This window comes from Shewanella zhangzhouensis (assembly GCF_019457615.1).
Lineage (GTDB): Bacteria > Pseudomonadota > Gammaproteobacteria > Enterobacterales > Shewanellaceae > Shewanella > Shewanella zhangzhouensis.
This window is the reverse complement of the sequence record NZ_CP080414.1, coordinates 2669974-2686446: the sequence shown is the minus strand read 5'-3', so window position 1 is coordinate 2686446 and position 16473 is coordinate 2669974. Positions and strand designations below refer to the sequence as shown.

9 protein-coding genes are annotated in these 16473 nt (G+C 54.2%); 4 read left to right on the top strand and 5 right to left on the bottom strand.

Annotated features, from left to right (window positions below; translation table 11 throughout):
* Positions 1-115 precede the first annotated feature (115 nt).
* Positions 116-2068, bottom strand: coding sequence for an acetate--CoA ligase (gene acs, locus K0H63_RS11625; RefSeq protein ID WP_220064831.1), 1953 nt, complete (start codon positions 2066-2068; stop codon positions 116-118).
* A gap of 178 nt (positions 2069-2246) precedes the next feature.
* Between acs and K0H63_RS11620 the strand changes: the two genes are divergently transcribed.
* Entirely contained in the window at positions 2247-5672 is a 3426-nt protein-coding gene (locus K0H63_RS11620) for a hybrid sensor histidine kinase/response regulator (protein ID WP_220064830.1), read from the top strand.
* Positions 5673-5836: 164 nt separating this feature from the next.
* A complete protein-coding gene (locus K0H63_RS11615) occupies positions 5837-7126 on the top strand; it encodes an NAD(P)/FAD-dependent oxidoreductase (RefSeq protein ID WP_220064829.1) in 1290 nt (429 codons plus the stop codon).
* A gap of 90 nt (positions 7127-7216) precedes the next feature.
* On the opposite strand, the gene K0H63_RS11610 is transcribed toward K0H63_RS11615, so the two are convergent.
* The 4 genes from K0H63_RS11610 to ppsR all read right to left on the bottom strand — a co-directional run bounded on the left by K0H63_RS11610 (position 7217) and on the right by ppsR (position 10790).
* Complete coding sequence (locus K0H63_RS11610) at positions 7217-7888, bottom strand: response regulator transcription factor (RefSeq protein ID WP_220064828.1); 672 nt, start codon at positions 7886-7888, stop codon at positions 7217-7219.
* A gap of 202 nt (positions 7889-8090) precedes the next feature.
* Positions 8091-8516, bottom strand: a complete 426-nt coding sequence (locus K0H63_RS11605) for an acyl-CoA thioesterase (protein ID WP_220064827.1) — start codon at positions 8514-8516, stop codon at positions 8091-8093.
* Positions 8517-8765: 249 nt separating this feature from the next.
* Positions 8766-9827 carry a 3-deoxy-7-phosphoheptulonate synthase gene (locus K0H63_RS11600; protein WP_220064826.1) on the bottom strand — a complete coding sequence of 354 codons (1062 nt, stop codon included), beginning with the start codon at positions 9825-9827 and terminating at the stop codon, positions 8766-8768.
* Between the two features lie 150 nt (positions 9828-9977).
* Positions 9978-10790, bottom strand: coding sequence for a posphoenolpyruvate synthetase regulatory kinase/phosphorylase PpsR (gene ppsR, locus K0H63_RS11595; protein WP_011760186.1), 813 nt, complete (start codon positions 10788-10790; stop codon positions 9978-9980).
* A 124-nt stretch (positions 10791-10914) separates the two neighbouring features.
* Between ppsR and ppsA the strand changes: the two genes are divergently transcribed.
* The gene (ppsA, locus tag K0H63_RS11590; protein ID WP_220064825.1) at positions 10915-13284 is read left to right on the top strand and encodes a phosphoenolpyruvate synthase; all 2370 of its coding nucleotides are present in this window, start codon (positions 10915-10917) and stop codon (positions 13282-13284) included.
* A gap of 159 nt (positions 13285-13443) precedes the next feature.
* Positions 13444-16467 carry a D-2-hydroxyglutarate dehydrogenase YdiJ gene (gene ydiJ / locus K0H63_RS11585; protein ID WP_220064824.1) on the top strand — a complete coding sequence of 1008 codons (3024 nt, stop codon included), beginning with the start codon at positions 13444-13446 and terminating at the stop codon, positions 16465-16467.
* The last annotated feature ends 6 nt before the right edge of the window (positions 16468-16473 follow it).

Here is a 16473-nt window from a genome sequence, read left to right as displayed (position 1 = left end):
TGGTGTCGCATGAATGAAAGGCGATGATTGTACCACCTTGGGTTAGGGGAGGTTGAAGTTCAGGCAAAAAAAGGCCCCTTATTCAGGGGCCAAGCTCGAGGAGAAGAAAGGTTGGTTAGTCGGCGCGATTCAAGCGGCTTTCGATAAGGGTATCGATAACTGATGGATCGGCCAGGGTGGAAGCATCACCCAGGTTGGTGATTTCGTTTGCCGCAATCTTACGCAGAAAGCGACGCATGATTTTACCGGAGCGGGTCTTGGGTAAACCGTTGGCCCACTGGATCAAATCGGGCGTTGCCAGGGCGCCGATTTCTTTACGTACCCACTGACGCAGCTCCTGACGCAGTTCTTCGGTGGCTTCGGTGCCCTTGGTCAGGGTGACATAGGCATAAATACCCTGTCCCTTGATGTCATGGGGATAACCCACCACAGCTGCTTCGGCGACCAGGTCATGTGCAACCAGGGCGCTTTCCACTTCGGCGGTGCCGAGGCGGTGACCGGATACGTTAATCACGTCATCCACACGGCCGGTGATCCAGTAGTAACCGTCTTCGTCACGGCGGGCACCGTCACCGGTGAAGTACATGCCGCGGAAGGTCTTGAAATAGGTCAGCACAAAGCGCTCGTGGTCGCCGTAGACGGTACGCATCTGACCGGGCCAGGAGTCCAGCAGCACCAGGTTGCCTTCGGTGGCGCCTTCGAGAATGTTGCCTTCGTTGTCCACCAGTGCAGGCTGTACGCCAAAGAAGGGGCGGGTGGCCGAGCCGGGTTTGGTATCAGTGGCGCCTGGCAGCGGGGTGATCAGGATGCCGCCGGTTTCGGTTTGCCACCAGGTATCCACGATTGGGCAATGTTCATGGCCAATCACCTCATGGTACCAGCGCCAGGCTTCAGGGTTGATGGGCTCACCCACAGACCCCATGATGCGCAGCGATTTGCCTTCGAAATTGTCAAAGTGCTGCTTGCCTTCGGCCATGAGCGCACGGATGAGGGTTGGGGCCGTGTACAGGATATTGACCTGATGACGGTCCACGATTTCACCCAGGCGTGCAGGGCTTGGGAAATTGGGGATACCTTCATGGATAAGGATGGTGGCACCGTTGGCCAGTGGCCCATAGACCATGTAGCTGTGACCGGTGATCCAGCCCACGTCGGCAGTACACCAGTACACTTCACCGGGTTTGTAATCAAACACATATTCGTGGGTCATGGAGGCGTAAACCAGATACCCGCCAGTGGTGTGCAGTACACCCTTGGGGTTACCGGTGGAGCCTGAGGTATACAGCAGGAACAGCGGGTCTTCGGCGCCCATTTCCTCAACCGGGCAGTCTGTTGCGGCAGCGTCCGTTACCTGATGCCACCACTTATCGCGGCCTTCGACCCAGTTTACGGCGCCGCCGGTGCGTTTGAGTACGATAACGGTTTCCACCGTGGTCACATCGGGACGATTCAGAGCCTCGTCGATATTCCCTTTGAGCGGAATTTTACGGCCGCCACGTACGCCTTCATCGGCGGTAATAAGCAGTTTGGATTTACCATCAATGACGCGGGATGCGATGGAGTCGGGTGAGAAACCACCGAATACAACCGAATGCACTGCACCTATACGGGCGCAGGCGAGCATGGCGACGGTCGCTTCGACCACCATGGGCATATAAATGGTGACGACATCACCACGCTTTACACCTTCAGCCTTAAGGGCATTGGCAAACTGACACACCTCGGCGTGCAGTTCACGATAGGTGACTTTGCGCTGCTCGCTGGCATCATCGCCTTCCCAAATGATTGCGATATCATCACCCTTGGTGGCCAGATGGCGGTCGAGGCAGTTGGCGGAGGCGTTGAGAGTGCCGTCATGGAACCATTTGATGTACAGGTTCTGGTCGTCGTAGGAAGTGTCCTTGACCTGAGTGAAAGGTTTTATCCAATCGATGCGTTTGGCATGCTCTCCCCAGAAACCCTCGGGATTGGCGACGGATTCCTGGTACATCTTTTGATATTGTTCGTTGTTTACCAGTGCATTGGCGGCGATATCGGCGGGCACTGAGTAGAGAGACTGCGTGCTCATAGGGCTTCCCTTTTATAATTTGTTGCGTGAGCTTGAGTATGGGCATGGCACCCCTCACACACTATTAGACCTTGGTCTAGTTTGCTTTTTTCCTTATTTTTTAGCTGTTTGCAGCTTTATTGTTGGCTGGATTTCCAACAATTTTCGAGGCACAATGGGCTAAAAAAATGAGCATACTATGAATCTGACCCTCTTTGTTGCCGTGATCGCGGTTTTTTACGTCTTTCTGCTCTTCCTCCTGGCATGGGGCGCCGAGCGTTGGTTCAGTGGCGTGACCAAGAAGCTGCAAACCTGGATTTATGGTCTGAGTTTGGCGGTATATTGTTCATCCTGGAGCTTTTTGGGCACTGTTGGCCAGTCGGCGGGAGACCTCTGGTCGTTTTTGCCTATTTTTCTCGGGCCCATACTCATTTTCACCTTCGGCTTTGGCATGCTGCGTAAAATGGTGGTGGTATCCAAGGCGCAGAACATCACCTCGGTGGCCGACTTTATCGCCGCCCGTTATGGCAAGTCTCAGGGGCTGGCGGCCCTGGTTACCCTAATCGCACTCTTCGGCATCATGCCTTATATCGCGTTGCAGCTTAAGGCCATGGTGGCGTCACTCAATCTCTTTCAGGAGTCGGGCCAGCCCCTGGATGGCATGAGTGTGGCGCTGATTATTTCTGTGGTGCTGGCAGTATTTGCCATCCTCTTTGGTACCAGAAAGCTTGATGCCACGGAACACAATCCGGGGATGATGCTCGCCATCGCCTTCGAATCTTTGGTGAAACTGGCGGCATTTTTGTTGGTGGGCCTGGTTATCAGCTTCGGCGTTTTTGATGGCTTCTCCGACATCTGGCAACAGGCGGATGAGGCCGGGATCATCCAACATCCCAAGCTCAGACTCGAAGCCATACTGCCGGACCTGGTCGTCGGCATTGCCGCTTTTTTGTGTATGCCGCGCCAGTTCCACGTGATGGTGGTGGAATGTGCAGGTGAAAGTGTCCTTCGCCGCGGCCGCTGGATATTCCCTGTTTATATTGCCCTCTTCGGGCTATTTGTGGCACCGCTGGCCCTGGCGGGTAAGCTGCTTCTTGGTGACAGTGTGCCCGCCGACAGTTATGTGATTAACCTGCCGCTGGCCCTCAATGCCGATGGCCTTGCCATTGTCGCCCTTCTCGGTACCTTATCTGCCGCCACCGGTATGGTGATAGTGGCGGTGGTGACCATCTCCATCATGATAAGTAACGAATGGCTGGTGCCGCTGATGCTCAGAAGCGGCCGCATCCGTAAGAAAAACTTCGCCCAGTTTTCCCAGTTCCTGCTGAATGCCCGCCGCCTCGCGATAGTCATCATCCTTGGCATAGGTTACCTGTCGTTTTTGTACCTTGCCGACAGCGATTCACTGGCTCATTTGGGCATGCTGGCCTTTGGTGCCTTCGCGCAGCTCGCCCCCGCACTGGTGGGCGGCCTTTATTGGAAGCACGGCAATCGCGCCGGCGTCTTTTTGGGACTGGCTGCGGGATTCGGGCTTTGGGTGTGGATTTTGCTGCAAGGCGCGGGTGAGCGTGTGGCCAGCGCCGGGTTATCGGATGTGTGGCTGCTGTCTTACATAAGCCCGAATGTGTCTGACACCCTGCTTGCCATCATGGTGAACTCGGTATTCTATGTGCTGGGCTCCATCTGGTTCAGGGCCGGGGTGGTTGAGCGTATTCAGGCCAGTAGCTTCGTATCACCGGGGGAGCTTAAAACTGCCGGTAACCGCCGCACCGGCCCTATCTCTCAGCAGGACTTGCTGATTTTGGTGAGCCGTTTTGTCAGTCCCACCCGTGCCTATGAAAGCTTCAGCCGCTTTTCCCCCGAAGCGGTCAACCGCGACAGCTGGAATAAGGCCGCGTCACCGGAACTCATCGCTCACACGGAACACCTGCTTTCGGGCGTGCTTGGCGCCTCCAGCGCCGCGTTGGTGCTAGATTCAGTTATCGCGGGGCGGGATCTGGCGCTGGATGAAGTGCTGTCGTTAGTGGATGAGGCCTCCTCCAAGGTCATCCTGAGTCAGGAAATGCTCAGGGGGGCAATTGAGCACGCCTATGAAGGCATCAGCGTAGTGGATAAAGACCTGAATCTGGTCGCCTGGAATGCCCGCTACGGTGAGCTTTATCAGTATCCGGATAATTTCCTGCAGCCGGGCATGCCCATCAACGAAGTCATTCGTTTCAATGCCGCACGTGGATACTGTGGTGTTGGCGATATCGAAGAGCAGGTAGAGCGGCGCGTGCAGCATATGCGAAACGGGACGCCACACACCTCTGAGCGGGAGCGCAGCGACGGCAAGGTGATAAAAATTCAGGGAAACCCCATGCCAGACGGCGGTTTTGTGATGACCTTTACCGACATTACCCAATACCGCGCCCAGGAGCGGGCACTGAAAGAGTCCAACGAAACCCTGGAGAGCAGGGTGAAAGAGCGGACTTATGAGCTTGCCATGCTCAATAGCCAGCTGCTGGAAGCCAAGGCCCAGGAAGAGATGGCCAACGCCTCAAAAAGCCGGTTTTTGGCGGCAGTGGGTCATGATCTGATGCAGCCGCTGAACGCAGCACGACTGTTTACGGCATCGCTTTCCCAGTACAGCAATCTCGATGACGAGGCCCGCACCACCTTATCCCATGTGAACAGCTCGCTTAAAATCGCCGGTGAGTTGCTTACCGACCTCCTGGACATCTCCAAGCTGGACTCCGGCATGGTAGAGGTCAACCGACGGGATTTTGCGGTATCGGATATTCTCTCCGGTTTGGCGGTCGAATTCGATGCCATGGGCAAAGACAATCAGATTCGTTTTGCCATGGTGTCGTCCAGCGTCACCATCAACTCTGACCCGGCGCTGCTCAGGCGCGTATTGCAAAACTTTTTGACCAACGCTTACCGTTATGCCCGCGGTGGCCGGGTACTGCTTGGCTGCCGCCATCGCCCCGGTGAGCTTGAGATCCAGGTGCTGGACACGGGGTGCGGCATTGATGAGCGGGAACTTCACGAAATTTTCAAAGAGTTCAAACGACTGTCGAATCCACACAGCAAGGGCGTCAGTGGCCTTGGCTTGGGGCTTGCCATTGCAGACAGGATAAGCAAGGTGCTCGGCCATGATATCAAGGTGGCTTCTGTACTGGGGCGTGGCTCGGTGTTCTCCATCTCTGTGCCACTTGGTAAAACCGTCACTGCGCCCGTGCCAACCCGCAGGCCCACTGTGCTGCAGCCGCTGGCCGGGGTGAAGGTGCTTTGTATCGACAACGAAGAAGCTATTCTTGCCGGGCTTGAGAGTCTGCTCAGGCGCTGGCAGTGTGAGGTCATCTGCGCGCGGGATCTCGGTGACGCCCGTATCAAGCTGGGCCTCAAGGGGCTGGCGCCGGATATAGTACTGGCGGATTATCATCTGGATGATGGCCAGAACGGCGTGGATGCCATGGACGGGATACGTGCTCTCTATGGCGAGCACTTGCCCGGCATTCTTATTACCGCCAATACCCGTAAAGATTTGGTGGAAGACGTACAGCGCCGCGGCTACCACTACATGGCGAAGATGGTTAAACCGGCGGCGCTCAGGGCATTGATTTCAAGTTTGGTGAAATAATCCCTGCTCCAGGACGTGATGCGTTAACGTCCAATCACCGGGTGTTTTTTACGCCCGGCTTTTCACACGTTTTCCAATGGGTGAACAAATTACTGTTCACCCATTGACCTTCTGTTGTATATATCGCTAACATCCGTAAAAAATAAAAAACAACAGGACTCTCCATGCAAGCTCGTTGCGGCTCTTATTACAATGCCACCATTAAACACGAAACTGACTATCCGCGCTTAACTGAAGCAATTCAGGCGGATGTGGCAGTGATCGGTGGCGGATTTACCGGTGTAAACACTGCACTGGAACTGGCCGAACGGGGCTACAAGGTGGTGCTGCTGGAGGCCAATAAGATAGCCTGGGGCGCAACAGGCCGAAACGGTGGTCAGGTCACAGGGTCGCTGTCCGGCGATCAAGCCATGACCAAACAGCTCAGAAACCGTATCGGTGAAGAAGCTGAGGATTATGTTTGGGCGCTGCGCTGGCGCGGTCACGACATCATCAAAAACCGGGTAGCTAAGTACCAAATCGATTGCGATTTGCGCCATGGCCATTTGCACACAGCCTATAAACCTGCGCACATGAATGAGCTTAAATCCATGTTGGATGAAGCAGAGCGAAGGGGTATGGGCGACCTGGTGTCATTGGTCGAAAAGAACGAGATGCCACAGTATCTCGAATCGCACCTCTACCATGGTGGCTTGCTCAACAAAAAGAACATGCACCTGCATTCGGTAAATCTGTGTATCGGTGAGGCGAGGGCGGCAGAAAGTCTCGGGGTACAGATTTTCGAAGACACCCAGGTGCTGGATATTGTTGAGGGCCAGCGCCCCGTGGTGAAAACAGCCTTTGGCAGCGTTACCGCAAACAAGGTGCTCATTGCCGGCAATGCCTATCACAAGCTGGGACGCCCGAAACTCAGAGGCATGTTATTTCCGGCATCCCTGGGTAATTGCGCGACAGTACGCTTATCCGACGAAGTGGCCAGTGCAATCAATCCACACAACCTTGCGGTGTATGATTGCCGTTTTGTACTGGATTATTATCGGCTTACCGCGGATAACCGGTTAATGTTCGGCGGCGGCACCAACTACAGTGGCCGTGACCCCAAGAATGTGGCCGAAGAGCTGCGCCCTGCGATTGAACGCACCTTCCCGCGTCTTAAAGGCGTGGAAATCGAATTTGCCTGGGCGGGTATGGCGGGGATTGTGATTAACCGCATACCGCAACTTGGCAAAGTCTCCGAGCATGTCTATTACTGCCAGGGTTACTCGGGGCATGGGGTAGCGACCAGCCACATCATGTCAGAAATCATGGCCAAAGCCATCGATGGCGATCTGCGTGAGTTTGGCCTCTTTGCGGGCATGAAGCACTGGCGCATTCCGTTAAATGAATGGTTTGGGAATCAGGCGTTGGCCATTGGCATGCTGTATTATCAGCTGCGTGAGAGCCTCCGTGGCTGACAGATGAAATAAGAAGGCCGCAATGAATGCGGCCTTTTTATTGTGTATGACGGTGTCGAAACTGGGACTGGGGCTTTATGGCTCAGAGTCTCAGTGGCTTTGCCCCAAATCGACCTTGTCCATTTCAAGCTGCTGCAATGCAATCACGGCCTGGGTGCGGTTTCTTACCCCAAGCTTTCTGAAAATGGCGGTGGCGTGGGCCTTGATGGTGGCTTCTGACACACCTAAATCATAGGCGATTTGTTTGTTGAGCAGGCCTTCGGCAAACATCTGCAATACCCGGTATTGCTGCGGGGTAAGATCCGCAAGTTTACCCGCCACCTGATCGGTGCCGTCTTCTTCAATCTTGACCAGTTCAATGTCCTGGGGCAGCCAGATATCACCATAGAGTACGGCACTCATGGCCTCGGTGAGGGTTTCCATGGAGGCTGATTTGGGAATAAAACCGGCGCTGCCATAATGGATGGCACGACTGATGGTTTGAGCGTCTTCGTGGGCGGAGATCACCACCACCGGGATATCCGGGTAATGGGAGCGAAGATGTATCAGGGTTGAGTAACCGTGGGAGCCTGGCATCTGCAAATCCAGCAGCACCAGATCGTAATCGACCTCGGGTTTATCAAGCAGCAACTGCAGTGCATCGGCACTGTCAGCTTCGAACCAGCGGGTATCGGCAAAGGCGCTGGACAAGGCTTGCCTGAGGGCGTTACGAAACAGGGGGTGATCGTCAGCAATGATCACATTGAGATTCTCGAGCTTCATGATGCGGTTATATTTCTTATCGTCACAGATGCGCAATAAAACCAATGTAACAGAAGAATGCCCAATTATCCTATGGATTTATCCGGAGCTATTGCCTTGAATGTGTTAATTTTCTTTGGGGTTAGACTAAAGTCGTATTTGCTGTCAGGGGCAGATGCGCCAGTGCAACTGCCCCTGAGATACTCATTAGTGGCAGCGGCAATTAGTCCTGCGGCCATACCTGGGTGGGTTTGCGATTTTCATCTACTGCCACAAAGGTAAAGACGCCACGAATGGCATGCTCTCTTTTGTCCTGGTACATGTCTTCAACGAAAATATTCACTTCGACCTTGAGGCTGGTGTTACCCACGTGGATCACCCGGGCAATCAATTCTGCCAGGCTGCCGGCGGGAATGGCTTTGTTGAAATCGATGCGATCAGAGCTCACAGTGACCAGGGTTTTGCGGCAAAAGCGGGTGGCGGCAATAAAGGCGGTTTCATCCATCCAGGCGAGAGCTTCACCGCCAAACAGGGTGTTGTGATGGTTGGTGTTGGACGGAAAAACCGCTTTGATAACGCGTGCTTCAGAGGCGTCAATACGGCGGGCAATGGCCTCAGGAAATTGAGGCTGGGTGTCAGTCAGTGGCATACGGCAACCTTGGGGTTATGCAGACAAATCTGAAGTTTACTCAAAAGGCGCGCAGTATAGCCTTTTCGCTGGTTTGCTGTCATGGACTATGGGCTGGAAACGATGTGAATCGGGGTGAAATGCCCTGAATTCAAATATCCAGCCAGCTAACTGACCTGTATGGTGGTTGTATGAATAAAAGATCTCAGAGAATTGATAATAAAAAAGCCTCCCTATGGAGGCTTTTATAGTGCAAATGATGTAAGTGATTTATTTTTTCAGCTCGCGGCGTACCCGTGCAGCGGCGGCGAGATTGCGCAGCAGCGGCTCGGTATCGCCCCAGCTCAGGCAAGCATCGGTAATGGACTTACCATAGCAAAGCGGCTGACCTTCCACCACGCTCTGATTGCCTTCTTCGATAAAGCTTTCGGCCATAATCCCGGCGATGGCGGTGGAGCCGGCGCGAATTTGTGCCATCACATCTTCGGCTACTTCCAGCTGTTTCATATGCTGCTTCTGGCTGTTGCCGTGGGAGAAGTCAATTACCATGCCGGTGTCGATGCCAGTGGCTTTTAGCTGCTCATGGGCCTTTTGCACATGCTCCGCGGCGTAGTTGGGGTTCTTGCCACCGCGCAGAATGATATGACCGTAAGGGTTACCGTGGGTACGGTACACCGACATATGACCATCTTTATCCGGTGAGTAGAAGATGTGCGGCACCTTGGCGGCGCGCACGGCATCCACGGCGATATTGATATTGCCGTCCGTGCCGTTTTTAAAGCCGACTGGGCAAGACAGCGCCGAGGCCATTTCGCGGTGGATTTGGCTTTCGGTGGTACGGGCACCGATGGCACCCCAGGTAATAAGGTCGGCGATGTACTGACCGTTCACCATATCCAAAAACTCGGTGGCGATAGGCAGTTTAAGCTCGGTAATTTGCTGCAGCAGATGACGGGCCAGGCGCAGCCCTTTGTTTGCACTGAAGCTGCCGTCCAGATCCGGGTCTGAAATCAGCCCCTTCCAGCCCACAATGGTACGCGGCTTTTCAAAATACACCCGCATCAGTATGCACAAATCGTCTTTAAGTTCATGGTGCAACTTTGCCAGACGTCCGGCATATTCCAGCGCAGCTTCGGTATCGTGAATAGAGCAAGGGCCGATGATCACCAGAAGGCGAGGATCCTGACCGGTCAGAATGGCTTCCACCTCACGGCGCTGGGCAACCAGATAGTCAGCCGCTTCCTGCGTCAGCGGGTATTCTGCGGCCAGTTGTGAAGGTGAAATTACTTTACAAAGAAGGGATGTACGTAGTTCGTCAGTCTTAATCGTCATTCAGCATACCGGTTTGGTGCGGGCTTATCGCCAGATTGAACCGGATTATAACCAATAGTGACGGACTGCACAGTGCCGATTGTGTAATTAATCGACAACTGTGCAACGAAATTGATTTAAGTTAGATCCGATTGACCGAAGCGGCCAATCTTAGAACATATGACGCTCCATACCTGTCATGTCGAGGATTTTGGTGGCGATTTCCTCCACCGAGTGATTGGTGGTGTCTATATAAGGAATGCGTTCCTTCTTAAACATCATTTCCACTTCCTTTACTTCCATCCGACATTGGCGCAAAGAGGAGTAGCGGCTGTTCTCCATCCGGCTCTGGCGAATTTCCTGCAAACGCACCGGATCGATAGTCAGACCAAATAACTTGTGTTTGTTACGCTTGAGTGCTTCAGGCAGCTTTAAGCTGTCCATGTCATCCTCAGTAAAAGGGTAATTTGCCGCTTTAATACCAAACTGCATTGACAGATACAGGCTGGACGGGGTTTTGCCGCAGCGTGATACGCCGAGCAGGATAATGTCGGCTTTGTCCATGTGTTTTAAGGTTTGGCCGTCATCGTTTTCCATGGCGAAGTTAATGGCATCGATACGGGCTTCGTAGCTGTGATTGGCTTTGCCATGGGTACGATGCAGCACAGGTGCCGCACTGACGCCCAATTGTTGCTCAAGTGGTGCCACGAAGGTGTTCAAAAAGTCATAATCCAGTCCTTCACTGGAATAGATAACATCTCTGATCTCCGGCTTTACGATGGAATGAAATACCAGAGGCCGCTCTCCTGTTGTAATAAAACTATCATTTATCTGCTTTTTTACCGCTTCTGCTTTGGCGTTGGTTTCGACAAATGGAATGGTAATTGCTTCAAATTCCATAGGAAATTGTGAAAGTACTGCATGGCCGAAAACTTCTGCTGTGATCGCCGTTCCATCGGAAATGTAGAAAACTTTACGAGCCATACCAACCTCATGTAGTAATAAAATTACAAAGAAAATTATAGATTTACGCTTAATGCCCCGAAGTGTAAAATGCCGCTGCCCCGGTGTGAAGGGGCCAACTAAATAAACATGCGGAGATAGAACTGTGCAGCAATATGTACTCTGGTATCAGGAATTGGGCATGGGCGACGTCAACAGAGTTGGCGGCAAGAACGCTTCACTGGGCGAGATGATCAGTAATCTGGCCAACGCAGGTGTTCAAGTCCCCGGTGGCTTTGCAACCACGGCTCATGCATTCAATGAGTTCCTTGAGCAAAGCGGAGTAAACCAGAAGATTTATGACATTCTTGACACTCTGGACGTCGACGATGTTAACGCACTGGCGAAAGTGGGTGCACAGATCAGACAGTGGGTTATCGAAACCCCTTTCCAACCCGAACTCGAAAAGGCCATCCACGAGGCCTATGACAAACTCTCCGGTGAAACCACCGAAGCCTCCTTTGCCGTACGTTCCTCTGCCACAGCCGAAGACATGCCTGATGCCTCTTTCGCCGGTCAGCAGGAAACCTTCCTGAACGTGAAGGGTTACGATGCCGTATTGGTGGCTATCAAGCACGTATTTGCGTCTTTGTTTAACGACCGCGCGATTTCTTACCGCGTTCACCAGGGTTACGACCACCGCGGTGTGGCCCTGTCTGCCGGTGTGCAGCGCATGGTGCGTTCTGACAAAGCTGCCTCTGGCGTAATGTTTACCATCGACACCGAATCCGGTAACGATGATGTGGTATTCGTGACCTCATCTTACGGTCTGGGCGAAATGGTTGTGCAGGGCGCCGTTAACCCTGACGAATTCTACGTTCATAAGCCAACCCTGACCGCCGGCCATCAGGCCGTGGTACGCCGCAACATCGGTTCCAAGCTTATCCAGATGGTCTACTCAGACGATCTTTCACACGGTAAGCAGGTGAAAATTGAAGATGTGAGCGTGGAAAACCGTCGTCAGTTCTCCATTAATGATGCCGAAGTGATGGAACTGGCCAAGCAGGCTATCATCATCGAGAAGCACTACGGTCGTCCAATGGACATCGAGTGGGCCAAAGATGGCAACGATGGCAAGCTGTACATTGTTCAGGCCCGTCCTGAGACAGTACGTTCACGTGAAGACGTTCAACTGATTGAACGCTACCACCTGAAGAGCCGCGGCGCTGTGATCAGCGAAGGCCGTGCCATCGGTCACAAGGTGGGCTCCGGTGTTGCCAAGGTACTGAACTCCATCGAAGAAATGGACAAAATCCAGCCAGGCGATGTACTGGTTACCGACATGACCGACCCGGATTGGGAACCTATCATGAAGCGCGCCAGCGCCATCGTGACCAACCGTGGTGGCCGTACCTGTCACGCTGCGATTATCGCCCGTGAACTGGGTGTGCCAGCCGTTGTGGGTTGTGGTGACGTGACTGACCGTATTCAGAACGGCCAGATGGTCACTGTATCCTGCGCCGAAGGCGACACGGGTTACATCTACGATGGCAAGCAGGAGTTCGAAGTGATCTCCAGCCGCGTGGATTCCATGCCTGATCTGCCAATGAAGATAATGATGAACGTGGGTAACCCTGACCGCGCCTTCGACTTCGCCCGTCTGCCAAACGAGGGTGTGGGTCTGGCCCGTCTTGAGTTCATCATCAACCGCATGATTGGTATTCACCCCAAGGCACTGCTCGAGTTCAACCAGCAGGAAGCTGCCCTGCAGGAAGAAATCAACGAGATGATCGCCGGTTACGACTCGCCAGTTGAGTATTATGTAGCCCGTCTGGTTGAAGGTATCGCCACTATTGCTGCGGCCTTCCATCCGAAGAAGGTGATCGTGCGTATGTCTGACTTCAAGTCAAACGAATACGCCAACCTGGTGGGCGGCGATCGCTACGAGCCAGAAGAAGAGAACCCAATGCTGGGCTTCCGCGGTGCCAGCCGTTATATCTCTGAGTCGTTCCGCGACTGTTTCGCCCTCGAGTGTGAAGCTATCAAGCGTGTTCGCAACGACATGGGCCTGAAGAATGTGGAAATCATGATCCCATTCGTGCGCACCCTGGGTGAAGCCGAGCAGGTGATTGAACTCCTGAAACAGGAAGGTCTGGAGCGTGGTAAAGATGGTCTGCGCGTTATCATGATGTGCGAACTGCCATCCAACGCCCTGCTGGCCGAGCAGTTCCTGGAGCACTTCGATGGTTTCTCCATCGGCTCTAACGACCTGACTCAGCTGACTCTGGGTCTGGACCGCGACTCCGGCATCATCAGCCACCTGTTCGATGAACGTAACGAAGCCGTTAAGGCGCTGCTTGCCATGGCCATCAAGGCTGCCAAGGCCAAGGGTGCTTACGTGGGTATTTGCGGTCAGGGTCCATCGGATCACGCCGACTTCGCCGCCTGGCTGGTGGAGCAGGGCATTGATACCGTGTCCCTGAACCCTGACACAGTCATCGATACCTGGCTGTATCTGGCCGAGGCCCACGGTTAATCAGGGCAAAACCCTTGGTTAATCCGGACAAAGATAGCCACATTCTGAGAAGGTCGGCGCCACCGGCGCCCCTTTTTACCGATGTGTAACAAAAGCCGCTTTTTAGCGGCTTTTTTTTGTTTATAATGCCGGGACAAAACAACAACACAGATGCCGTGCATGTTACCCCTGCTTTCTCACCAGCAAACCCTGGAACCCGTTTATCTGGCCTTTCTCGAGGCCCTTGCCGCTGATTTTGACGGCGAGATAGATACCCGTTACAGCGCCCGCATAGTGCAGGCTACCGATAACTCTGTGTACCAGTTTCTGCCTCAGGCTGTGCTCTATCCCAAGAGTACGCTGGATGTGCAGCGGGTGATGCAGCTCGCCGCCAAAAACGAGTTCCGCGAGGTGGTTTTCAGTGCCCGCGGCGGCGGCACCGGCACCAATGGTCAGTCGTTGACTCACGGGCTTATCCTCGATTTGTCGCGCCATATGAACAAGGTGCTGGAAGTCAACGCCGAGGAAGGCTGGGCACGGGTACAGGCCGGTGTGGTGAAAGATGCCCTCAACGATGCCTTAAGGTCCCATGGCTTTTTCTTCAGCCCAGACTTGTCCACCTCCAACCGCGCCACCCTGGGCGGCATGATTAACACCGATGCCTCAGGCGCAGGCTCGCTGGTGTACGGCAAAACGTCAGACCATGTGCTGGGCCTCAAGAGCGTGCTTATCGATGGCTCTGTGCTGGATTCTGCCCCGATGGCCGCCGAAAACCTGGATGCGGTGGACAGCTCCAGCCTTGCCGGTAAGCTGATTGCCAATATCTCAGCCGTGTGCCGCGACAAGCGCGAGTTGGTGAAAACCCGCTTCCCCCGGCTTAACCGCTTTTTGACCGGTTACGATTTGGAGCATGTGTGGAACGATGAGCTAAGTCAGTTCGATTTAAGCCGTATTCTTACCGGCTCCGAAGGCACCCTGGCCGTTATCACCGAAGCAAAGGTGAATCTCACGCCGCTGCCCAAGCAGCGCGCCATGGTCAATATCAAATACGATTCCTTCGAGTCGGCGCTGCGTCACGCACCGTCGCTGGTGGCTGCCAATGCCACAGTCGTGGAAACCGTCGACTCCAAGGTGCTTGGCCTTGCCCGTGAAGATATCGTCTGGCACTCGGTGAGTGAGCTTATTCAGGAGGTGCCCGGCAAGCATATCGATGGCCTCAATATGGTGGAGTTTGCCGGCGATGAAGCCGAGGTAAACGCCAAACTGGCGGCGCTCGAAGCTGTGCTTGCTCAGCAAATCGAAAACGGTGAGTGCGGCGTGGTGGGCTTTCAGAGCACCCACGATAAGGGCAGCATCGAGAAAATCTACGCCATGCGCAAAAAGGCCGTGGGCCTCTTGGGCGCCGCCAAGGGCAGCCGCAAACCCATCGCCTTTGCTGAAGACACTGCGGTGCCACCGGAAAAGCTTGCCGACTTTATTATGGAGTTTCGTGCGCTCCTTGATGGCCACAAGCTGCAATACGGCATGTTTGGCCATGTGGATGCAGGTGTGCTGCACGTCCGTCCCGCGCTGGATATGTGCGACGTCGTGGATGAAAAGCTCCTTCGCACCATTTCCGATGAAGTGGCGGCGCTTACCCTTAAATACGGTGGCCTGATGTGGGGCGAGCACGGTAAGGGTGTGCGCGGTGAGTATGGTCCGGCGGTGTTTGGCGACGAGCTTTACGGCGTGCTGCAGGACATCAAGGGCTGGTTTGACCCCGACAATCGCCTCAATCCCGGCAAGCTGGTGGCGCCAAAGGACAAGGGTGAGCTGTTTTACAATGTCGACAGTGCCAAGCGTGGTAGTTTTGACAGACAAATTCCCGTTAAAGTGCGCGAAGCCTTCCCCGATGTGATGAACTGCAACGGCAACGGCCTGTGCTTTAACTACTCGGCCTATTCACCCATGTGCCCGTCCTTTAAGGTAACCGGCGACCGTATTCAGTCCCCCAAGGGCCGCTCGTCGCTGATGCGCGAATGGTTAAGGCTCCTCGAAGCCGAAGGCGTGGATGTGGAGCAGCTTGCCAAATCCAAGCCACTTGGGCTGCTGCAGCGGGCGCAAAATACCTTAAAAGCCAAGGAAGAGTATGATTACTCCCACGAGGTGATGGAATCCTTAAAGGGCTGTCTTGCCTGTAAGGCCTGCTCGGGTCAGTGCCCGGTGAAGGTGGATGTGCCCAAGTTCCGCGCCCAGTTTTTCAATATTTACTATCAGCGTTATCTGCGCCCGCCCAAAGATTATCTGGTGGCCGGTATCGAAGATGCGCTGCCGCTGATGGCCAAGGCGCCGAAACTGGTGAATGCCCTGTCGCAAAACACCTTGTCCCAGTGGGTTATCAAGAAAGCCATCGGCTACGTGGATGCACCCAAGCTGTCCGTGCCTACTTTGACTCAAAGGCTTGAGAGCCATCAGAGTCTGGGGTATGACCTTGAGTCACTGAAACGTATTCCGGCCGCCGAGCGCAGCCGTTATGTGTTGGTGGCCCAGGACCCATTCAACAGCTTCTATGATGCAGGCCTGGTGTATCACTTTGTGAAGCTGATTGAAAAGCTTGGCTTTAAACCGGTGTTGCTGCCGTTCAAACCCAACGGCAAGCCCGCCCATATCAAAGGCTTCCTTGACAAGTTTGCTGCAACCGCAGGCTCGGCATCGGCCTTTTTCAATGAACTCAGTAAGCTTGGAATGCCCATGGTGGGTGTGGATCCGGCCATGGTATTGGTGTACCGGGATGAGTACAAGGTGGCACTCGGTAACGATCGCGGTGACTTCAATATCAAGCTCGCCAACGAGTGGTTGATGGAGGTGCTGAGTGAACTGCCGCAGCGTGAGTCCTCTGGCCGCGCCTACACCTGGTTCAGCCACTGCACCGAGTCCACCGCCAAGCCGGGCACAGCCAAAGAATGGAGCGCAATCTTTGCCAGATTCGGCGCGACCCTTAAGGTCAAGAACCTTGGCTGCTGCGGCATGGCAGGCACCTATGGCCACGAGCTGGATAACCTTGAGCGCTCGCAAACGCTCTACGATATGTCCTGGAAAGAGGGGATTAATGGTACTTCCAGGGAAGAGATCCTGGTATCCGGCTACTCCTGCCGCTCACAGGTAAAGCGCTTCTCGGGATTCCGTCCAAAGCACCCACTGGAAGCCTTGCTGGAGCTTATTTGAGTAGAC

What these genes read in the sequence shown, in the direction of transcription:
- K0H63_RS11605 (WP_220064827.1), bottom strand. Translation starts at nt 8,516, where the DNA reads ATGCCACTGACTGACACCCAGCCTCAATTTCCTGAGGCCATTGCCCGC.
- acs (WP_220064831.1), bottom strand. Translation starts at nt 2,068, where the DNA reads ATGAGCACGCAGTCTCTCTACTCAGTGCCCGCCGATATCGCCGCCAAT.
- ppsR (WP_011760186.1), bottom strand. Translation starts at nt 10,790, where the DNA reads ATGGCTCGTAAAGTTTTCTACATTTCCGATGGAACGGCGATCACAGCA.
- ydiJ (WP_220064824.1), top strand. Translation starts at nt 13,444, where the DNA reads ATGTTACCCCTGCTTTCTCACCAGCAAACCCTGGAACCCGTTTATCTG.
- K0H63_RS11620 (WP_220064830.1), top strand. Translation starts at nt 2,247, where the DNA reads ATGAATCTGACCCTCTTTGTTGCCGTGATCGCGGTTTTTTACGTCTTT.
- K0H63_RS11610 (WP_220064828.1), bottom strand. Translation starts at nt 7,888, where the DNA reads ATGAAGCTCGAGAATCTCAATGTGATCATTGCTGACGATCACCCCCTG.
- K0H63_RS11600 (WP_220064826.1), bottom strand. Translation starts at nt 9,827, where the DNA reads ATGACGATTAAGACTGACGAACTACGTACATCCCTTCTTTGTAAAGTA.
- K0H63_RS11615 (WP_220064829.1), top strand. Translation starts at nt 5,837, where the DNA reads ATGCAAGCTCGTTGCGGCTCTTATTACAATGCCACCATTAAACACGAA.